At 69.2% G+C, this 20329-nt stretch carries 18 protein-coding genes and 1 pseudogene; 8 read left to right on the forward strand and 11 right to left on the reverse strand.

The window, feature by feature from the left end; all coding sequences use genetic code 11:
* Positions 1–213 precede the first annotated feature (213 nt).
* On the forward strand, positions 214–516 hold the full coding sequence (locus SNOUR_RS45935; protein ID WP_159425772.1) for a hypothetical protein: 303 nt from the start codon (positions 214–216) through the stop codon (positions 514–516).
* Positions 517–599: 83 nt separating this feature from the next.
* On the opposite strand, the gene SNOUR_RS01875 is transcribed toward SNOUR_RS45935, so the two are convergent.
* Together SNOUR_RS01875 and SNOUR_RS01880 are read right to left on the reverse strand one after the other, a co-directional pair.
* The gene (locus SNOUR_RS01875; protein WP_067343262.1) at positions 600–1664 is read right to left on the reverse strand and encodes an NAD(+)/NADH kinase; all 1065 of its coding nucleotides are present in this window, start codon (positions 1662–1664) and stop codon (positions 600–602) included.
* A 433-nt stretch (positions 1665–2097) separates the two neighbouring features.
* Positions 2098–3294, reverse strand: coding sequence for a cytochrome P450 (locus tag SNOUR_RS01880; RefSeq protein ID WP_312631679.1), 1197 nt, complete (start codon positions 3292–3294; stop codon positions 2098–2100).
* Between the two features lie 161 nt (positions 3295–3455).
* Between SNOUR_RS01880 and SNOUR_RS01885 the strand changes: the two genes are divergently transcribed.
* A complete protein-coding gene (locus SNOUR_RS01885; RefSeq protein WP_067357549.1) occupies positions 3456–4184 on the forward strand; it encodes a helix-turn-helix domain-containing protein in 729 nt (242 codons plus the stop codon).
* 207 nt (positions 4185–4391) lie between these two features.
* Here SNOUR_RS01885 and SNOUR_RS01890 read toward each other — a convergent pair whose 3' ends face one another.
* The 3 genes from SNOUR_RS01890 to SNOUR_RS42330 form a co-directional block, all read right to left on the reverse strand.
* Positions 4392–5270, reverse strand: coding sequence for a universal stress protein (locus tag SNOUR_RS01890; RefSeq protein WP_067343265.1), 879 nt, complete (start codon positions 5268–5270; stop codon positions 4392–4394).
* A 319-nt stretch (positions 5271–5589) separates the two neighbouring features.
* Positions 5590–6561: an NsdA family TPR-like regulatory protein gene (locus SNOUR_RS01895; protein ID WP_512700978.1), complete on the reverse strand. Its 972-nt coding sequence runs from the start codon at positions 6559–6561 to the stop codon at positions 5590–5592.
* Between the two features lie 107 nt (positions 6562–6668).
* Complete coding sequence (locus tag SNOUR_RS42330) at positions 6669–6995, reverse strand: helix-turn-helix domain-containing protein (protein WP_099055640.1); 327 nt, start codon at positions 6993–6995, stop codon at positions 6669–6671.
* A 756-nt stretch (positions 6996–7751) separates the two neighbouring features.
* Here SNOUR_RS42330 and SNOUR_RS47820 point away from each other — a divergent pair.
* The 3 genes from SNOUR_RS47820 to SNOUR_RS01905 are packed head-to-tail and all read left to right on the forward strand — an operon-like array spanning position 7752 to position 9800.
* Positions 7752–7901, forward strand: a complete 150-nt coding sequence (locus SNOUR_RS47820; protein ID WP_312631686.1) for a hypothetical protein — start codon at positions 7752–7754, stop codon at positions 7899–7901.
* Positions 7898–8383: a DUF7848 domain-containing protein gene (locus SNOUR_RS49555; RefSeq protein ID WP_446677939.1), complete on the forward strand. Its 486-nt coding sequence runs from the start codon at positions 7898–7900 to the stop codon at positions 8381–8383. Before SNOUR_RS47820 ends, SNOUR_RS49555 begins: the two co-directional genes overlap by 4 nt.
* A 10-nt stretch (positions 8384–8393) precedes the next feature.
* Positions 8394–9800, forward strand: coding sequence for a serine/threonine-protein kinase (locus SNOUR_RS01905; protein ID WP_067343269.1), 1407 nt, complete (start codon positions 8394–8396; stop codon positions 9798–9800).
* A 112-nt stretch (positions 9801–9912) separates the two neighbouring features.
* Here the strand turns inward: SNOUR_RS01905 and SNOUR_RS01910 are convergent, their stop codons facing one another.
* Positions 9913–10716: an alpha/beta fold hydrolase gene (locus SNOUR_RS01910; protein ID WP_067343271.1), complete on the reverse strand. Its 804-nt coding sequence runs from the start codon at positions 10714–10716 to the stop codon at positions 9913–9915.
* A 110-nt stretch (positions 10717–10826) separates the two neighbouring features.
* Positions 10827–11495: a DUF4097 family beta strand repeat-containing protein gene (locus SNOUR_RS01915; protein ID WP_067343273.1), complete on the reverse strand. Its 669-nt coding sequence runs from the start codon at positions 11493–11495 to the stop codon at positions 10827–10829.
* A 245-nt stretch (positions 11496–11740) separates the two neighbouring features.
* Between SNOUR_RS01915 and SNOUR_RS49110 the strand changes: the two genes are divergently transcribed.
* The gene (locus SNOUR_RS49110) at positions 11741–12490 is read left to right on the forward strand and encodes a GbsR/MarR family transcriptional regulator (RefSeq protein ID WP_067343275.1); all 750 of its coding nucleotides are present in this window, start codon (positions 11741–11743) and stop codon (positions 12488–12490) included.
* A gap of 77 nt (positions 12491–12567) precedes the next feature.
* On the opposite strand, the gene SNOUR_RS01925 is transcribed toward SNOUR_RS49110, so the two are convergent.
* Positions 12568–13236: a protein kinase family protein gene (locus tag SNOUR_RS01925; protein WP_312631696.1), complete on the reverse strand. Its 669-nt coding sequence runs from the start codon at positions 13234–13236 to the stop codon at positions 12568–12570.
* A gap of 742 nt (positions 13237–13978) precedes the next feature.
* Here SNOUR_RS01925 and SNOUR_RS01930 point away from each other — a divergent pair.
* Together SNOUR_RS01930 and SNOUR_RS01935 are read left to right on the forward strand one after the other, a co-directional pair.
* Positions 13979–14254 (forward strand): annotated as a pseudogene (locus tag SNOUR_RS01930) (NUDIX hydrolase); the annotation flags it as partial.
* A 581-nt stretch (positions 14255–14835) separates the two neighbouring features.
* The gene (locus SNOUR_RS01935) at positions 14836–16407 is read left to right on the forward strand and encodes a Na+/H+ antiporter (RefSeq protein ID WP_067343277.1); all 1572 of its coding nucleotides are present in this window, start codon (positions 14836–14838) and stop codon (positions 16405–16407) included.
* A 386-nt stretch (positions 16408–16793) separates the two neighbouring features.
* On the opposite strand, the gene SNOUR_RS01940 is transcribed toward SNOUR_RS01935, so the two are convergent.
* The 3 genes from SNOUR_RS01940 to SNOUR_RS01950 form a co-directional block, all read right to left on the reverse strand.
* Complete coding sequence (locus tag SNOUR_RS01940; RefSeq protein ID WP_067343280.1) at positions 16794–18230, reverse strand: MBL fold metallo-hydrolase RNA specificity domain-containing protein; 1437 nt, start codon at positions 18228–18230, stop codon at positions 16794–16796.
* Between the two features lie 56 nt (positions 18231–18286).
* A complete protein-coding gene (locus SNOUR_RS01945) occupies positions 18287–19147 on the reverse strand; it encodes a universal stress protein (protein ID WP_067343282.1) in 861 nt (286 codons plus the stop codon).
* Positions 19148–19313: 166 nt separating this feature from the next.
* On the reverse strand, positions 19314–20105 hold the full coding sequence (locus SNOUR_RS01950; RefSeq protein ID WP_067343284.1) for a slipin family protein: 792 nt from the start codon (positions 20103–20105) through the stop codon (positions 19314–19316).
* Positions 20106–20329 lie beyond the last annotated feature (224 nt).

Genomic DNA, 20329 nt, shown 5'->3' on the forward strand with positions numbered 1-20329 from the left:
GCCTAGGCAGCCGAGATCAGCCGGAGGAACAGCTCACGGGATGTGCCACCGAAGGCGGCGGGGCATTGTGGTGCTTCAGTCCTTCGCCGAAAACCGTGCACCCGCTCAGGCGCACCATGGAACACGGCAAGTGTGGGGCGCTGTTCCCTCCGGGCACAAGGTCTTGATCACTGCCTTGCGGATCACTCGCCATGTCCGCAGGGAACACGCCAGGTGGACGCGCAGCTCGACCGCTTCCCGCTCGCCACTGTTCTGACCAGGATGTTCAAAGGCCCACTGTTCCGCCAGAAAGTCGTACATCTCAGCGGTCGTCAGGTCGCTGTCGGGATAGGTGCGTGCAACATCCGCCGTGATGATCCGGGCACTCCGGGAACCTACGGTCCGATCGACGAGTTCCCTGACCCAGGCCAGCCCCTGCTCGTCCGCATACAAGCCGAACCTCAGAATTCGCGTCCTCATGATGGCGCAAACCTACTGATCAGCAGCCTTCAGCAGCAACGCGTCAACCATCAATGACACAGGGGATCAGGCAGGCATTCCGAGGGTTCCGATGTCCGAGTGCAGCATCATGAAGCCGCCTTTACCCGGCGGGGAGAGGTTCAGCGGGCTGCGGTGGGAGGGGGCAGGCGCAGGCCCGCCAGGTCCGGGGGGACGCAGGAGTCGGGGCGGAAGAACGGGGCGGACTCTCCGTCGGCCGCGGTGGCGGGCGCGTCGGTGAGCCGGAAGCGGTCCCGCAGACGTCCGTAGAAGTCGGTGGGCTGGAGGCGGACGAGCCGTACGCGTTGCGGGGCGCGGTAGACGCCGATCCAGTCGCCCGGATCGAGGACGCCCCGGAGTTGGCCGTCGATGCTGACCGCGGCGCGGCCGGAGTGCGGCAGAATGCGCAGCGCGACCGGTTCGTCGGGGGCTGCGACGACGGTGCGGTTGAAGGTCATGTGGGCAGCGATCGGGGTGAAGACGACGGCGTCCATGTGCGGGGAGAGCACGGGGCCGCCGGCAGCGAAGCTGTAGGCGGTCGAACCGGTGGGCGTGGCGACCACGAGGCCGTCGGCGGAGTAGGCGGCCAGCAGCCTGCCGGAAATGTAGACGCCGACGCTGACCTGGTGGTCCCGGGCGAGCTTCTCCACCACCACGTCGTTCAGGGCGTTGACGTCCAGCGGCAGACCCCAGCCGTCGCCCGCGGCGCTCTCCGGTCGCGCCTGCGGTGGCGGCAGGGCTGGGCCGCGTCCGTAGCAGAGGAGTGCCTCCAGTTCGGCGGGCAGATCCGGGAGGCGGGAGGCGCGCACGGTCAGTGTCATGCGCTCCTCGACCGGGGCGTGGCCGGCGTGGACGGCGTCGAGGGCAGTGGTGATGTCGCTGGCCGGCACTTCGGTGAGGAAGCCGACCTTGCCCAGGTCGACACCGAGCACGGTGGCACCGGTCTTCACGGCGATCCGGGCGCCGCGCAGGAAAGTCCCGTCGCCTCCCAGGGTGACGACCAGGTCGGGGTCGCCGGCCGCGCGGGCCTCCTCGCGCGCGGAACGGCGGTGTTGATCCGCCGACCAGACGTCGATCTCGGTGCAGGGGACCTCGTGCGCCTCGCACCAGGCGTGCACGACGTCGGCTGCTTCCCGGGAGGCGTCCCGGCCCTGGTGGACGACCAGTCCGACGCGGTGTACGGGCATGGCGGACCTCGTCTGGTTTCCTCGTTCCACGGGTCTGCCCGCCGGGGTGCGGGGGCTGCCCGTTCTCACCCGGTCAATCCTGGGGCCTCGGCGCGCGATCGGCCCACCGACATGCCGCTCGCCCCGGCCGAGCCGGTGGGGTGTCCATGTCCTTTCCCTTCGCGGGACCGCGCCCAGGCAGTACCGGAATCTTCTGAGCCGGCTCGATGGCGGTCTGGCCTGCCCTGGTCGTCGTCCATGTCGGACAGCGCGGTCCAGCCCTGGAAGGTGTGGAAGGCGGAGCGCATCGTCGAGCCCGGGTACTGGGGGCCGGTGGTGCGGTGGTGCGGTGGTGCGGTGGGCCGCGTCCCAAAGGACGGTGACGACCACCCGATGGATCGGCCGATCCCCGATGACGCTCCGGTGACCAGGCACAGCGTCGCTGCCCTCGCGTCTACATCTGCCAGGCGACGGGCAGCTCATGCACGCCGTGGATGAGCATGTCGGTGCGCATGGGAACGTCCTGGGCCGGGAGTGCCAGGCGCAGCGTAGGAAATCTGGTGAGCAGTGCGGGGAGCACCACCTGCATCTCCACGCGTGCGAGTTGCTGGCCCAGGCACTGGTGGACGCCGTGGCCGAAGGCCACATGTCCGCTGGCCGGTCGGTGCAGGTCGAGGGTGTCGGGATCGGGGAAGCGTTGGGGGTCGCGGTTGGCTGCGGGGATCGAGACGGTGACCGACTCGCCGGCTTTGATGAGCCGGCCGTGCAGTTCGACGTCCTCCAGCGCCGTGCGTACCGTGCCGGGGATGATGCTCAGGTAGCGGAGCAGTTCCTCGACCGCCTGGGCGGCGATGCCCGGGTCCGTGCGCAGGGCGGAGAGTTGGTCGGGGCGGGTCAGCAGGGCGAAGGTGCCCAGCGCGATCATGTTGGCGGTCGTGTCCAGGCCGGCGCCGAGCAGCACGAAGCCGATGTTGACCAGTTCCTCGTCACTGAGGTCGGTGGTGGTCAGGCCGCTGAGCAGGTCCTCGGTGGGCTCGGCGCGTTTGGCCGCCACCAGTTCGCCGAGGAACTCCTGCACCGCCGCGTACGCGGACGCCATCCGCTCCGGCGCGGCGTCCAGGCGGAACAGGTCCAGCGCATGCCCCTGGAAGCGGGCCCGGTCCGCGTAGGGCACGCCGAGCAGTTCGCAGATCACCTGCGCCGGGATCGGCTGCGCCAAGGCGTCCACCAGGTCCACCGGGCCGCCGTGCCCCTCCATCACGTCGAGGTGTTCGGCGGTGACGGCCTCGATGTGATCCGTGAGCTGGCGCATGCGGCGGACGGTGAACTGGCCGGTGAGCAGGCGGCGGTAGCGGGTGTGCTCCGGGGCGTCCATGGCGGTGAACATTCCCGGTGGTGAGGGCCGGTTGCCGGCGGGTGCGCCGGGAAACGGCAGATGCCGCAGCTCGGCCCTGGCGCTGAACCGCGCATCGGCCAGCACCGCGCGGACCAGGGCGTGGCTGGTCACCAGCCACCCCACATGCCCGTCCGGGTAGTTCAGCCGGCTGAGTGGACGCTGCGCGCGCAGCTCGGCCAGTCCCTCGGGCGGGTCGAACGGCCGGTCGGCCGCTGGGTCGGCAGTACTGCGGTCATAACGGGCTGCTCCTTCCACATGCTTCGTTTGCGATACGCGAAAAGCTAGGGCCGCATTTCGCATGGACACCAGCCAACTCCTGTATCAATGCAGGTAGAAGCGAGAAGTTCGATGCAATGACATGCAGCTGAACGCATCGGTTCGTGCATCGTCACGAGGCGGTGGAACGGGAGGGCAGGATGCCTGGAGGTCGTCTGACGTACGAGGAGCGACAGCATGTCGCGGCCGGGCTGGCAGCAGGGCTCAGCTGCGCCGAGATAGCTCGCCGGCTGGGACGGCCCGGGTCGACCATCAGCCGCGAGGTCGCGCGTAACGGTGGGGCTCGCGGCTATCGGGCGAACCAGGCGCAGCAGGCCGCCAAGTGGCGGGCCCGCCGCCGCGATCCGCACCCCGGCACGCCGCCCGCTACGGGCATCGACGGGTGCGATCCACAGGCACAGCGCGAGTTCGAGGACGGGCTCGTCGAGATGATGATCCAGACCGGGGTCCCGGCGATGATGGCCAGGGTCCTGACGTGCCTGTTCACCAGCGACACCGGCAGCATCGGCTCCGCCGAGCTCGTCGCCCGGCTACAGGTCAGCCCGGCCTCCGTCTCCAAGGCCGTCGGCTGGCTGGAACAGCGGGGGCTGGTCAGGCGCGAACGCGACGGCCGGCGACAGCGGTACCTCATCGACGACTCCCCCGGGTACCAGGCGTGGCAGGCCAGCACCCAATCGATGGTCAGGTGGGCGGAACTCACCCAACGGGGAGCCGAACTGTTCGGCAGCACCACGCCGGTCGGGGCCCGGCTGCACACAACGAGCGAGTTCTTCCGGCACCTCACCCATGACATGACCCGGGCGGCCGAGCACTGGCGGCAGACGCTCTCAGCGGGGCCGTCGCCCCGGCCAGCTTGCCGGTGCGTGTGAGCGGCCGCGCCCACCGTGAGGGCTGTCGTCCGTACCGGCCCTGTCGGCACGAAATCGACGGCGGCGGTGACGGTCAGCACCAGCAGATAGTCACGCACAAGCCCCCAGGGACGTCTCAACGCGCATGGACGGTACCCGGTTCGGTCGCCGGCGGCTGACACCACCACCCGACGACCACAACACGCACAAGCGACCCCGGCCCGTCCCTCAGCCCGTACCGGCCCCCTGAGGCACCACCGCCAACGGACCCGGCGCGAAGTGCGCCAAGCTGCGGCTGGTGGAGCCGAGCACCATCCCGCGGAAACCGCCCAGGCCACGGGACCCGACCACCAGGCAGCGTGCCGCGGTGGCCTCCTGGGCCAATTGCACCGCCGGCTGCCCCATCACGACCTTCTCCCGCACCACGACTTGCGGGTACTTCTCGCGCCACCCGGCGAGTGCCTCCGACACGTCGACGAAGGACTCCTCGACGGCCTCCGGCCAGTCGCCGCGGCGCGGCCGTCGCACCTGCACCGCGAGCAGGTCCGCCTCGCTCGACGCCGCCTCCTCGAAGGCGAAGGCCACCGCCGGCGCCGATGCCGGCGAACCGTCCACGCCGACCATCACCGGGCCGAGCCGGTCGTAGCGCGCGGTGTCGCCGACGACCAGCACCACCGGGCACGGAGGGTGCCCGACGAGGGACCGGCCGACCGTGGTGAAGGTGACCGCCTCCCCCGGGCCGGACACCTGACGGGAACCGATCACCAGCAGGACGGCGCCCTCCGCCGCCTCCCGCAGCACGGCGGGCGGATCGCCGTCCTCCAGACGCGTGCTGATCCGCAGGCCGGGCACCTGCTCTGCCGCGCTGTCCATGTGGTTCCGCAGAAGATCCCGTCCCGCGGCCCGGAAATGCGAGGCCCACACCTGATCCGGCGCGTCATGCCGATGCTTCGGCGCGGCTCCGGCGGGCCATTCCTGGGCATGCACAAGGCACAGCTCCCGGCCACGTCGCGCCGCGGCGTCCGCCGCCCAGGCCACCGCACTCGCGGCCGTCGACGAACGGGAGACTCCGACCATCACCGGGTTGCCCGGATCGTTGCTGCTCATGCTTCATCTCCCTCCGGAGACGGACCGCCGGAGAGGCCCGACAGGAACCCTGTGGTCCCAGCTTGACGCGCGCGGCACCGACACCGATAGGGCCGGGTGGCACCGCACGGGGCCCGGAGGCCCCCTCACCCAGGACCAGGAAATCAGGCCGTCGCCCCCCTCGCCGGTGCGGGAGTAGAGAGAGTCCCCAGATTCCGAGACATGGTTGCATCCATCAACCATTCCTGCGGTCCGGGGCATGCGAACGGCCACCCTCGGTCACGTTGGAGGGTGGCCGTTGGGCTGTGTCAGGCCGTGAGTTCCACGCTGGCGTATACAGCTATGTGCACAGCAGATGCCCGTGGTCATGAAGCAAGTCGCCGACTTCGGAGACTTGCTTGAACTCTTCGAGCCGGTGGAGCACAACACGAGCACGTGACGTGATGCGGTCGCTGGCCATGTCCGTGGAAGCAATCACAACGCGTCGGGCTTCCTCCGCCGCCTGTTCGGGTTCGTTGGCGTCAGCGAGAGCGACGGCGAGCCACGACCGGTAGAGGGCGACTTCCCGGGCGTGCGTGGCGTCATAGCGGCTGAGGACATGGGTCAGCAACGGGACGGCTCGCAACGGACGGTGTAGCTCGGTGAAAACCCGGGCGTCCATCACCTCAAGCTCTTCCCGGCTCACCCAGTAGGCCCACGTGGGTGCTCCCACGTCGACATCTGCTAGTGCGTCGTGTGCCTGCCCGAGAGCCTGCATGGCAGGTTGCGCCTCTCCGACGCGTGTGTGAGCCCACGCAATCCGGTCGAAGAACAGTGCACGTGTCTTGGCCGGAGCGTCGGCCCCAGCTTCGTCAAGTGCGGCACGGGAGAGATCAAGACCCGCACGTTCTTGTCCGGTGTTGCTGAACTGGTAGGCGAGACTGCCCGCAAGGTTCGCGACCAAGGGGCCGTTGTCCGCCTGTCGTGCCGCGTCGATACCGATGCGGTAAACGCGTTCAGCCTGGGCGTGCTGTCCGGCGTCGCTGGCGATCCAACCGGCGATTTGGGCCAGTTCACCAATCTGGGACAGGAGAGCGCTGCCTACCGCCTCTGTGTGGGTGCTCTCGCGATACTGCCGCATCGCGGCATTGAGCTCGCGGAACACAGGCGTCATCAGGTCTCCCCCGGTCAGCACGTCATCGGCGAGCCGAAAGCCGTGTACCCGGGCGGCAAGGGTCGCTACGTCCTCCCGGCCGATGCGGCGGCCTGACCTTGTGCCGAGCGGCGCTAGGGCGCTTCTGATGGATCTCCGCGGCGTCGCGGCGCCTGCCACGCACGCTCGCGGCGTTGCCGAAATGCCCCCATAGCTCCGCTATGAAGACATCCCGGCGCCTTGCGATCGCACGCACCAGGCGCCGCTCCTTCTTCCACGGAGATCCATCAGAAGCGCCCTAGTGAGTCGCCTGGCGGGATCAGCTCAGCAAGGATCACGGCGGCCCCGAACGGTGGTCCGTCCGATTCGCCTCGGGCGTAGCTGGCCGCTCGCTCTAGTTCCCCAAGGGGAACACCCAGGACTTCCGCAACGAACTGGAGCCAGGAATCAGGGATGCGCCCTCCACGCTCCCAGCGGGATACCTCGTTCCGCGTGAGGGACTGCGTGCCGGAGACATCGCACAGCATCGCAGCCAACTGCCGTTGACTCTTGTGCGCATCCTTTCGTAGCCGTGCCAAGTACGCGCCGAACCACTGTCGCCGGTCATTACTCACGTGCTGGCCCCCTCTCCACTCCAGTGTGGCTCCTCCCTGGCCCCCCGTGAGGCTCCTCTCTCAGATCAACCCCAACGGTTGGATGAGGTTTCCGTCATAGGCAGACCCCCGCGACGCGGCGACGTCCGGGGGCGTGGCCACCAACCGCTAGGAGGTTGACGACATGCGCAAACATAGCGCGTGGATCATCGCAGTGGTGCTGGATCTGCTGTTCCCCGCCCGGGGCCGGCATGGTTCCGCCGACGCACCGCCCACCCCCGGGCACCCCGACACCCCACCCTCACGATCCCCCGTGTCCCCGTCGAACAGCGGATGCTGCGGGGAGAGGACGTGGCTTTCCTCTGTCCGTACGTCCTGACGCCTCAGGAGCGCCCGGAGCGGCGGTTACAGCGTGGGGGGCGCCGGGCGTTGTGGTTCTCGACGTACGGCGTTGATGCGGGGCCGCGTTGGATTCATGGGGTCGAGGTGGGGTGCTGATGCCGAGTCTGAGTGGGTCGGTACATCTGAGGTACTCGTTTCCGTTGCCGTTTCCTGAGCCCGTGGCCGGGTGCGACGTGTGCGGCGCTCTGGCGAGGCAGCGGGCGGCGGCCCGTGCTGCCGGGGACGAGTCGAAGGTGATCGACTGCAACATCGAGATGCGTCGTCATTCGCACCGAAAGGCGGCGCGATGACATCCTGGACGCAGTGGCGCGACCGGGGAGGGAGGCGTGGAACCGGCACGTCAGGTATCGGGAGTCGTACCGCCAGCTCGACGCCGTGCGGGATGCACTGAAGGCTCGTACGGCGTGGGTAGATGAGCTGACCGAGGAAGAACTCACCGAGATGCAGCGTGGTTTGGCTGCGTGCATCGACGCGTTGCAGGCGGCGGCCGTCGAGGCTCCGGAGCGTCCCGAGAGCACGTCATGACGGGGCGTAGGAGGCCGCAGGAATGGGCGCTCCGGATCGACCCGGACTGGAGCGTGCGGCACGTGGGGAAGTGCCTTGTCTGCGGGGAGTTCTGTGTCGATACTGCCTCCTCTGGTGAAGCCCGAGAGTGGTGTGTCGGCCACGCACGTGCCACCGGCGACGACCACTTCGAGTTGGCAGCCTTTGAGTACATCAGCGCCATCTCGGCCGAACACCCTCCGTCGATGAACGGCACTTCGCCGACGAAGGCCGGGGCGGGCCGATCGTCCCGCCCGCATAGATGTCCCGCCCTTTGCCGGACTACCGCAGAAGGGCGGGATCACCCCGCATCAGGGGAACCTGTTCTCGACATTGCCTGTGCCGGGTTACGGGCCGCCGGTCGGCTGGAAGTGACTGGGAGTGAGGCGCCGCGCTCACTCCCGCACTTCGGCTTCCCTCCGTGCTGGACGAATGGCCGACTCGCCGACGTGGTACGGGGCTAGGGTATGCGCCATGGCAGAGGCGAGCGGGGAAATAATCGGCGGCCGCTACCGGCTCCTGGAGCAGATCGGCCAGGGCGGTATGGGCCGTGTGTGGCGGGGCCGTGACGAGACGCTGGGCCGGGAGGTCGCCGTCAAGCAGGTCACGCTCCCACAGGGTGTGAGCGACGAACAGCGAGATGTCCTGCTCCGGCGCGTCATGCGTGAGGCGCGGGCCGCCGCGCGACTCAACCACCCGGGGATCATCACCGTGCACGACGTGGTCGAGCACGAGGGCGCGCCCGTCATCGTCATGGAGTACGTGAGGGGCACGTCCCTCGCCGCCGCCGTGGCGCGGGACGGACACCTGCCGGTGCGGCGGGTCGCCGAGATCGGCGTCCTGATGCTGAAGGCCCTCGGCCAGGCCCACGCCGCGGGCATCGTCCACCGTGACCTCAAGCCCGACAACGTCCTGCTGATGGACGACCGCGTGATCATCACGGACTTCGGCATAGCGCACATGTCGGACGCCACCATGGCGCTTACCCACTCGGGGACGATCATCGGCACCCCTGCCTACATGGCCCCGGAGCAACTGGAAGGCAGGCCCCCGACACCCGCCACCGACCTCTGGTCGTTGGGCGCCACCCTGTACACCGCCGTCGAGGGCCGGCCGCCGTTCTCCGCCGAGACGTTCACCGCGCTGTGCATCGCCATCGTCACGCAGGATCCGCAGGTGCCGGAGCGGGCCGGGGCACTGGCTCCGGTGCTGGCGGCACTGCTGACGAAGGACCCGACGCAACGAGCCACCGCCGAGCAGGCGCTGACGGCGCTGGACGCCTTCTCCCGCGGCCACGGGGCCACCGGGATTCCCTTACCGGGTCAGGCCCAGGCTCCCGTGCCGACGGAGGTCGCGCCGCCCGGGCAGGTGCCGATCCCGCCGGCGTTCGGTCCGGCGCCGGCACCGTTCAACGCGCCGCCCGCGCGCGCCGCGTCGTCGGCCCCTGCTTCCGCATGGGGCTCGGCACCCGCCGCACCTGCACCACACGCCGCGCCTGTGGCATCGGCCGCACCCGCCGGACGGCGGCGGCCGTCCCCGGCCCTGCTGGTACGCGGCGTGGCCTGCTTCGCCCTCGTCTGGATCGGCACCCTCATCCTGCCGTGGAACGACGTGCTCTCGCACCGGGACGGCACCCCACGGGAGGTGCTCGTCTTCGGCGTGGCCGTAGTGGCGGCCCTGCTGAACACGGCGATCCGCCGCCCCCGGTGGCCGACCGCCCTGGTGTGGCTGGCGTTTTTCGCGATGAACTTGGTGCTGTTCTTCGCCGTGACCGTGATCTTCCCCCTCTGGGCCTGGATGGGGATCATCTTCAACTCGCTGCTTCTGGGGACCTGTTGCTGGTTCCTGTGGTGGGTGGTGCCGGACAGGCACAGTCGCTGACCGGCAACACTCACCTCGGCCCCGCCGCCAGCTCAGGCTCCTCCGGCTGCTCCAGACACTCAGACAGCCGCCTTTCATTGCGACGCGGCCGTCTCGACACGAGCGTCTCGGCTCAGCCGACCTTGTGGTCCCGGGTGGCGGCGAGCTCACGAACCGCGTCGGCGACGGCTCGGAAGTCCTTGCTCAGGATCTTCGAGTGGTTGCTCTCGACCTTCGCGCTCACGCGGATGTTCGGGTTGCGGGCGAGCACCGGGGCGAGGTTGGCACGTATCTGTTCCATCAACTTCGGGTCACCGCCCAAGTTGCCACCTGTGGCGAGCACGTACCGGGTCGGTACGGTCACCCGGTCGAAGACCGGATCGAGGGCGCTGTGCGCGTAGAGTTCGTTGATCTCGATGTTGATCTCAGCATGCTGCGCGGCGCTCATCCGTGCGGCCAGGCCCAGCCGACGGCCGATCGGGAACAGTGGGCTCAGCCGGCGGAACAGCTTCCGGAGATGTTCCCGGGCGGCGTCGTCGAGCCACTCGTGCGGCAACGCGCCGTCCACGGACACCACCCCCAGGGCTCGGTCCGGATTCCGAGCGGCCCAGTGGATCGCGAGCATGGCGCCGTAGGACCAGCCCACCAGGATCGGCCGGTCGACGCCCCTCGCCGTGAGGACGGCGTCGATGTCACGGACGCACGCCTCGAACGAGTAGTCCGCCGAGCACTCCGACTTGCCGCGGGCACGCTCGTCGAAGGTGATGTGCCGGTAGCCGATACCGAGGTCGGCGATGACGCGCCGCCAGTGCGACTGGTCGGCGTAGGAGCCGTTGAGGTAGACCACGGGACGGCCGGGTCCGCCGGTGTCGGTCACTGCCAGTGCGGTGTCGTCGACCGACACCATGCCGGTGAAGGAGGGGTGCTTGATGGTCATCGGGTGCCTTTCTTCAGGAGCCGAATGTGGATCAGGAGCAAGGAGTGGTGAAGCCACCGCAGGAGGTGCGGCCTCACGCCTCGTCGGCCTCTTGGGGCCGGGTGGTGGCGTCAAAGGCTGCGGGCGGTGATGTCGCCGTAGGCGGTGGTCGCGTGGATGTTCAGCCCGGCGGCGCCCTCGGTGTTCTTGAGGGAGTTGTGGACCCGGCCATAGGAGGTGCCGGCGTCCAGGGAGGCGGAGACGCCTCGGGCGGCGCCGACCGAGATGTCGCCGGCCTGCGTGTGCAGCGTGACCGTGCCGTGCATGGCCTCGGCGATGTTGAGGTCGCCCTTCTCCGTGCTGATTTCCGCGGGGCCGCCGAGACGACCGACCGAGATGTCGCCTGCGAGGAGGGCGAGGCTGGCACTTTCGGTCTCGTCGAGCTTGATCGAGCCCTGTGCGCCCTCGAACGCGACGTCACCGAGCCGTCCGACGCACCGGAAATCGGCGCTGGCAGCCTTCGCCTCGATGCGGGAGCCTGCGGGCAGTTGGACGGTCACCTCAAGGGAACCGGAGCTGCCGAGGACCCGGTTCGTCGCCGCCGGGGTCACGACCCGCAGGACACCGTCGTCATAGGCGACCTCGGTCTGCTCCGCCGCCTTCACGTCGCGGCTCTTCGAGGCGTTCGTGGGCAGAACCTCGACCGTGCTGTCGGCCCGGTCCGCGGCGATGAACCGGATGTGTCCCGCGGGGATGTCGAGGACGGCGGAGATCGGGGTGGGAGTGTCGAACTTCTGCATCGTGCGCTCCTTACTTCTGCCTGGCGCGCCCCTTAGGCGCAATGTTTCCGATGAAGAAAACGCTACGTTGCGTTCGGTGATCCAACAACAGATTCGCCATGCAGAATCACCATAACTACAGGTAGAATCCAGGAAATCATTGCAGCGGCCTTCGAGGTTAACGCAACGACCTTCATCCGGCCCGTTGCAATGAGCTGGAAGTGAACGCTACGTCGGAGACACCGCAGACCACAGAGGAGACCGCGATGCCGGGAGGCAGGCTCACCCAGCAGGAACGCCGGCAGATCGCACTGGGACTGGCCGACGGCCTCGCCTATGCGGAGATCGCCAGACGCCTCGACCGCCCGACCTCGACCATCACGCGCGAGGTGATGCGCAATGGCGGCCCCACCGACTACCGCGCCGACTCGGCCCACCGCGCCACCGAACGCCGCGCCCACCGGCGCAGGCAGGCCGCGCGCCGAGAGCCGCAGGTGTCCCCACAAGCCCACGGACGCGACGACGAGGCCGTGCGCGCGTACGAGGAGATGTTCACCACCGTCCTTATGCGGACGGGCATGCCCAAGATGATGTCCCGGGTGCTGGTGTGTCTCTACACCACCGACGCGGGCAGCCTCACCGCGTCCGAACTCGCCAGGCACCTCCAGGTCAGCCCGGCGTCCATCTCCAAGGCGGTCGCGTTCCTTGAGGGTCAGGGCCTGGTGCGCCGGGAACGCGACGATCGCCGTCGCGAGCGCTACGTCGTCGACGACGACATCTGGTACCAGGCGATGATCGCCGACGCCCGCGGCACCGCCGACCTCGCCGAAGCCGCACGACAGGGCGTCGGCGTCCTCGGGCCCAGCACGCCAGCCGCCACCCGCCTGGAAAACATTGCCCGCTTCGTCGACTTCATCGGTGAGAGCATTTCCCGCGCCGCGGAACAGGCTCGCGAAATCCTCCACACGAAGCCCGAAACGAATGCTGCCAAGACCCGCACTACCGGCACCACCTGAGCCACATTCAGATCGCGGCCGGGCAGCGGCCTCGATCGCCGCGGAGAGCCGCCGCTTCCGGTGGGTAGTCCTCTACGTCACTGGGCCCAGGTGCGGAGTTCGGCGCACACCTCCCCCCTCGTCGGCCGATCGGCGGGGTTCCGCGCCATCATCTGCTCGATGAGTCGACCGAGCGGCCCCGGGACGTTGATGCGTCGGTGGGGCTTCTGGACGATGGCGCGTCGTCGCTCCTCGCGCTCGGCGTCGTCCGGGTAGGAGACGTGTCTCCAACCCGTGGCCGAGATGAACCATGAGGCGGCCAGGGCGTACACGTCGGCCGCCTTCGTCGGAACCGCAGTGCTGTTGGTCAGGATGCCGTGTGAGATCTCCGGCGCCTCGTAGTGGACCAGGCATCCGCGGTAGGCGAAGTCCACGTGCGGCGGAATCCCCCGGCCGTGAGCCAGGGCGAGGTCGATCAGGACGGCCCGGCCGTCGTGAACGAGGAGGTGGTTGGGCTGCACGTCGCCATGGGCCCAACCGGCGTCGTGCGGTGCGGCCAACGCCACGGCGCCGGCGAGAGCGTCGGCCGGGCTCGGCTCCGCGGGCTCGACCGGATGTCGTCCCGGCCGCCACCGGTCGAAGAGCCCGGCGCCCGGGTGCCACGGCTGGGCGTTCCAGGTGCCCTCCGCCCACTCGCCATGGTGCACATCGTCGACACCGAGTTGATGGAGGATCGCGGCCCCCGGGCCGGAGCCTGCGCGGTCCACTGGTGCTTGGCCGTCGGGCAACCGAGCTTTACTGCGTACCGGCGGATGTCGGTACGCACGTCCCAGACAGTTGAACCACGACGGTCGCCCACGAGACGAGCCTCCCGTGGGCGGATCATGTTCCGTACGTTCTCAGGGATTTGGAAGGGGCCGCTGGGTTGCATTGCGTGTCCTCTCCATGGCGGCGGGCCGGCCCGTGGGGTTCGGGGCCGGCCCGCCCAGCAGACTACTGGCGATCAGCTGAGGTGATGTCGTTCCGGTCGACGCGCAGATGCTCCCTGCTGGCAGCGCCGTACAGGGGGCGCAGTAGCCATACCGGTTGGCCGGTCCTGGCACGGGCGATGTCTGTGCACACCCACTTCCTGCTGGTTGTCACGGCGACAACGAGATCGCCGACCTCGACCTCGTGACGCGCGCCGCTCACAGGGCAGTTGCCTCGGCGGACGCGGGCTCGCCTCGGTTCGCTCGCGGTGGGTGGGGGATGATTGCCAGCCGCCCGCCTCGCGTTGGGAAGGAACCAGCCGGCGGCCCTGCCACCGACGGTCGCGTTCACGCACGCGCTCCCAGGACGGCTGATGATTAGTCAACGTGAAAGGACGCGCGCGCGGAGACTCCAGAACGTGACTCCCATGTGGAGTCAGGGCCCTGGAGGCGCAGGGAGACGGCCCCACAACATGCCCCTGAGGCGTCGGCCGCCGAGAAGCTGCACGAGCGGGTGCCCACCTGGGTCGCCGTGCGCGTGGCGGCCCGCGAGGTGGAAGAAGAAACCGGCTGGCGCCCGGACACGATGAAACCGTTGATCTACGCGGAACCGGCGAACGGAATCACGGACTCACAGCACTACGTCTTCCGTGCCGACGGCGCGACGTACATGGGGCCGCCGACGGAGAAGAACGAGTCCGACAGGATCGAATGGGTCCCGCTCAGCGAGGCCCGCGCCATGATCGACCGCCGCGAAGTCGTCAGCAGCGGCTCGCTGGTCGGCCTGCTCTACGTCCTCATGGACGAAGCCATCCGCCGACCGCCTCCGGGAAAGTCTCCCGCAGTCGGGACTCGAACTCGCTCACCGACCGCTCCCTGCGACGAGAAGCAAGCTGCACGAAGAGCTCCCGAAGATGTTCCCTCACCCGCTCGCGCCTTCGCCCGCGCCGTGGTCAGGGAGCCCGACCGGTTCAAGGCGCTCAATGACCCGTGCTGGCTGCGGGCGCGGTTCGTCACTGCGCACGGCGACCAGACTGTTGCCGGATGACCAGCCCCCTGATCCTCTGCAACGGGCCGGAGTACGGCTGGCCACCGACCCGATCCGCCGTCGTGCTTCCGGCACCCGCTGGGCTGGGCCCGTACGTCCCCGGCGCATCAGCGATTGGCCGGAGCACGGTGCCGAGGAGGGCTTGGGTACGCAGCCGGGCTCTCCGTGAGCGAGGGCGATGACCAGGACGAAGGCACCGCCCAGCGGGGCACCGTTTACCCGACCGGATAGTGTGCGCATGACAAAATCCCGCATGCGAGCCATTAAAGTCCGATAAAGTGCCTGGCAGGAGTGCCGGGAAGTCTGGTCGGCGGAGAAAGATCACAAGCCGCTTTCGACAGGGGACCTCCATGACCGGCCTGACCATCGTGCTACTCCTCGTGGTCCTGGCCACCGCTGTTGCCACAGGCGCCCGCCACTGGAGCCTGCCCGCCCCGTCTCTCCTGGTAATCGCCGGCCTGGTCGTCGGACTGTTGCCATGGGTGCCGGACATCCATGTCGCACCGCAAGTGATCAGTGTCCTGGTGCTGCCGCCGCTGCTGTACGCCTCGGCCGAGGAAATATCCGGGCGCGAGTTGCGCGCAGTGTGGCGCCCGGTGACCATCCTCGTCTTCGGGCTCGTCCTGGCCTCGGCCGTTGCCGTGGGAATGATCGCCTCGGCCCTGACCCCGCTCACCACGGCGACGGCGTTCGTACTGGGTGCGGTCCTGGCCAGCACCGACCCGGTGGCAGTCACCGCGCTCGGACGCCGCCTGGCGCTGCCGCCGAGGGTTCAGTCCATGGTGCAGGCCGAGAGCCTGTTCAACGACGCCACCTCACTGGTGCTTTTCAAGGTCGCCGTGGGGACCGCGGTGGCCGCCGGGGCGGTGTCCATTCCCTCGGCCGCAGGGCAGTTCGTCCTGCTCGGCGGAGGCGGAGCCCTCATCGGCGCCGGAGTCGCCGGAGTGGTGACGCTCATCCGCAGACGTACCGAGGACCCCGTGTTGGAGACCGTCATCGCACTGGTCACCCCCTACGCGTCCTACGTCCTGGCCGAGGAGCTGCACACCTCCGGCGTGACCGCCGTCGTGGTCGCGGGGGTCATCCTCGGCTCAACCGGCCACAAACTCACCAACGCCCATATCCGCCTCCAGATCCACGCCGTCTACGGCACGGTCGTCTTTCTCTTGGAAAGCGTCGTCTTCGCCATCATCGGCCTCCAGCTACCGACCCTGGTCCACGAGTTGGCCGCCGACGAGCGCGGCTGGCCCCTGTGGGTCCCGGTCGTCGCCGTCACGGTCCTGGCCATCCGACTCCTGTGGGTCTTTCCGCTCTCCGCGCTGATGCAGTACCGGCGGGGCGCCGAACGGCTCTCCTGGCGTGTGCCGGCCGTCCTGTCCTGGGCCGGCACACGCGGGGTCATGCCCCTGGCCGCCGCCCTGTCCATCCCCCTGACCACTCACGCCGGCGCCCCACTGCCACACCGGGCGCTGATCCTCACCCTCACCACGGGCACCATCGCACTGACTCTCGTCGTCCAGGGCTTCACCCTCGCCCCCGTCGTCCGCCGTTCCGGCATCGCACTGGAACCACAACACACCGCCCGCGAGGAAGCCCAGGCCCGCCGTCACCTGGCCACCGCCGCCCTGACCGAGCTGGACCGGTACGAAGAAGCCGACGCAGCCTCCGAGACCGTTCTGAAGCAGGTCCGCCGCCACCTCGAAGCCCACCTTCGTCAGGCGAACGCCGACGCGGGCAACGACGCACCTACCGACGACCTCGCAGCCCGCCCCGCCGATGCCTACGGCGAGATACGCCGGGCACTGATCGCAGTGGAAACCGCCGAGTTGCAACGCCTCTACGAGGAGAACAAGATCAGCAACACGACCCGACGCCGACTCCAACGCGCACTCGACCTCGAAGAAGCCGGCCTCACGGGCTGACGACGCACCGCGTCACGGTCACAGCGCAATCGGAATCTCCCGCGCCCGGCCACCGCTTCTGAGGCCAAACGAGCCACGGACACCCACCGCCTGATAGAGCTTCGAGCAGACTGGCGAGGCTGGGGTCGGACGCCCCGACCGGGACCGGCGTCGCGGTACCGCACTGGCCTGTGGCACCCACAGGACGCAGACCGAACCCTTCCGATCACGACGTCGGCGATGCAAGGGGCGCAGCGCGTCCGTGCCCGAGGTCGAACATCGCGTCCGGCGCTGCCGCCTACCCACCCGCGGTCGGGTCGCGTGCCCCATCCGGGACAGAGGTTGGAGCCGTGGTGCCCGCTGACGGCTCCGGCCGGGTGTGGGGGACGCATAGGCCCGTCCGGCGCTCAGCGCACCAGGACGTTCTCTCCCGAGCGTGGCAGGACCGCGTGCCAGCCCAGTTCCCGCGCGATCCGGTCCCGTAGGGCCGTGGAGGCGTCCGGCTCACCGTGCACCAGATACGTGGTGTGCGGAGGCGGGGCGGCACGCAGCCAGTCCACGATCTGCGCCGCGTCCGCGTGGGCCGAGAAGTGCGGAACGTTCGCCACCTCGGCGCGCACGGGGACGTACTCGCCGAACATCTTGAGTGCGCCGGCCCCGTCCACCAGGTCGCGGGCGCGGGTGCCCACCGCCGCGAAGCCCACGATGACCACGGCGTTGCGCGGGTCGGGCAGGCGCCGCCGCAGGTGATGCAGAACGCGTCCGCCGGTCGCCATGCCCGCCGACGAGACGATGACCGCCGGGCCCTGCGTGTGGTTGATGTCGATCGACTCCTGAACGGAGCGGGCGGCGGTGAACGGGTCGGGGCTCAGCGCGGCCGTCCCTGCGGAGGTGATCTCGGGCAGCAGTTCGGCGGCGCGGGAGTGGATGGCGTCCCGATACACGTCCAGGGCCCTCAGGGCCATGGGGCTGTCGACGTACACCGGGACCTTCTTGGGCAGTGCGCCCTGGGCTCGCAGGGCGGCCAGCTCGTTCAACACGACCTCCGTGCGGTCCAGGGCGAAGGCGGGAACGACCACGATTCCTCCGCGTCGCAGCGTGCGGGCCAGCACGTGGCCGAATCGTGCCCGACCGGCCTCGTCGTCGTGCCGGCGATTGCCGTACGTCGACTCCACCAGCAACACGTCCGCCCCCGAGAACGGCTCGGCCGGGCGCAGCAGGGGATGCCCGGGGCGTCCGAGGTCGCCGCTCACCGCGAGGGTGTGTCCGTCTTCCAGGGTGAGGTGGGCCCACGTCGAGCCGAGGATGTGTCCGGCGCGTCGCAGGGTCAGCGTGGTCCCGGTGGTGACGTCGATGGCGGTGTCCACGGGTACCGGATCGAAATATTGCAGGGTGCGGTCGACGTCGGCGTCGTCGTAGAGCGGTTCGGCGACCCGGTGTTTGGACCAGCCGTGCGCGTTGGCGTGCGCTGCCGCCTCCATCTGCAGGTGGGCGCTGTCACGCAGCACGATCCCGGCCAGTCGCGCGGTGTACGTGCTGGCGAGGATCGGCCCCCGGAAGCCCTGGCGGACGAGGCGGGGCAGATAGCCGCAGTGGTCCAGGTGCGCGTGGGTGACGACGACGGCCTCGATGTCGGATGCGTCGCGAGGAAGACTCCGCCAGTTGCGGCGGCGCAGCTCGCCGAGACCTTGGAAGAGCCCGCAGTCGACGAGGATCCGCGTGTGGTCGCTCTCGACGAGGAACTTGCTGCCGGTCACGGTCCCGACGCCGCCCATGAAGGTCAGCAGTGCCGGCCTCCGCCGGGGCGCCGCGGGGCCCGTGGACGGCTGAGGTTCGGTGGACATGGAGTTCCGCCTCCCGGTCGTGCATCGGCGCGTACTTTCCATGCCCTGTGAAGGCTTCAGCCGGCATGGGGTGTGCGGTGTGGTCGGACGACCGCCACAGGGCACTGGGAGAACTGCAGGAGTTGGTGGCTGACCGACCCCATGGCCAGTCCGCGGAAGCCGCCGCGGCCGCGGGAGCCGACGACCAGGAGGTCCGCCCGGTCGGACGCGCGGGCCAGAGCGAGCATGGGGTCTTCCTCGGGGAGATGCTTCACCACCTCCACCTCGGGGTGCTGGCGAGTCAGTGGGGCCAGCCAATCCTCCAGGTCCTTCCGGTGCGCTCGGGCCGCCTCGTCCAGTGCTCCGGCGGTCGTGAGACCGTGCAGTCCCGGGCGGGTCCAGGCGTGCACGGCCTGCAGGGGGATACCACGCAGGGATGCCTGCTCGAAGGCGTACGCCAGGGCGGCGTCCGAGTGGGTCGAGCCGTCCGTGCCCACCACGATGCGGTTGTGACCGGTGGTGAGGTAGTTGACGACGACCACGGGGCACACCGCATGTCCGACGACCTGAAGCGCGACCGAGCCCAGCAGCAGGCTCCCGAACCCACCCATGCCCTTGGCACCGAGCACAAGCGTGTGCGCGTGCTCCGCCTCGGACAGCAGCGCAGCAGGTGGAGCACCCGAGGGCAGCGCGGAAGTGACTTCCAGGCCCGGATGCGCGTCCTTGACGACCGTGATGGCCTCGTCGACCACTCCCCTGTCGTGTTGCCCTGCCTCCCAGGCACGTCCCTCCGGGGTGGTGGCGTATGCGTGTGCCGGGGGCAGGACGTGCACGATGCGCAGAGCACGACCTCGCGATGCGGCCTCGTGGGCCGCCCAGATCAGGGCCCGCAAGCTGCGTCCGGAACCGTCGACCCCGACGACGATCGATCCAGTCATGGCCACTCCCTTGTGCGAAACGTCGGCGCCGGACCGGCGCCCGGTATGCCCGAGCACAGCCCGTTCCGCCGCGGGGGCGGGAGGAGCTTCTGTCCGGCCGGGCCGGTCCGTGTCCGCCGTGCCCCGCTGCCGTCGGCGAGCGAATGCATCTGCCGCTCGTGCGCGCTCATGCCACAGTGGCTTGCTCGACGGGCACCGGCTCTGGGTGCGGACTTCGGGTCGGCGGTGGGGCAGTGATGTGCTGTGTTTCGTCCTCGACGAATCGGGCCAGGGCGCGGGCGCTTTCCAGGAACTGGGCGGGGAAGACGATGGTGGAGTTCTTCTCTGCGGCGATCTCGGAGAGGACCTGCAGGTTCCGCAGCTGCAGGGCGACGGGGTGGGCGCTGATGACGTCGGCGGCCTCGGCGAGGCGGTCCGCGCTCAGTGCCTCTCCCTCGGCTGCGATGATCTTGGCGCGCTTCTCCCGCTCGGCCTCGGCCTGGCGTGCCATCGCGCGCTGCATGGTGGGCGGCAGTTCGATGTCCTTGAGCTCCACCAGCAGGACGTAGATGCCCCAGCGTTGGGTCAGCCCGTCGAGGATGTCCTTGATCTGGGTGTTCAACGTTTCGGTGTCGGTGAGGACCTGGTCGAGGAGGGACCGGCCCACGACGTTGCGCACGGTGGTCTGGGCTATCTGATCGGTGGCGGCCGACACGTCCTCGATCTCCACGATGGACTTCACGGGGTCGACACGACGGAAGTATGCGACGGCCGCGACGCCGATGGAGACATTGTCGCGGGTGATGACCTGTTGGGAGGGGATCGGCATGGTCACCGTCCGCAGGGTGACCTTCCACATCCGATCCGCCAAAGGGATCATGAAGCGAATACCCGGATTCCGGACGTTGCGTAGTTTCCCGAAGCGGAACACCACTCCACGTTGGTACTGACGCACGATCGCGACACCGAGATTCGCCATGCCACCCACCTCCTCGAAGGCGTTTGTTCCACAGTGGCCGATGTCGGTTCGTCGGCGCTTGGGCCCTCCGGCCCTGCGCTCTGGGTCGATCCGACCACATTCCAGCCCTACCCGACTGCCCCGGTGCTGCGGGAGAGTCCGCGATTCGTCACCGCTTGCCAATGCCTGCCGACCAGAGGCCCCAGCCGACCCGCGCCTCCGCACGCCTGGCTACGACGGGTGAC

Source organism: Streptomyces noursei ATCC 11455 (genome assembly GCF_001704275.1).
In the GTDB taxonomy this organism is placed as follows: Bacteria; Actinomycetota; Actinomycetes; order Streptomycetales; family Streptomycetaceae; genus Streptomyces; species Streptomyces noursei.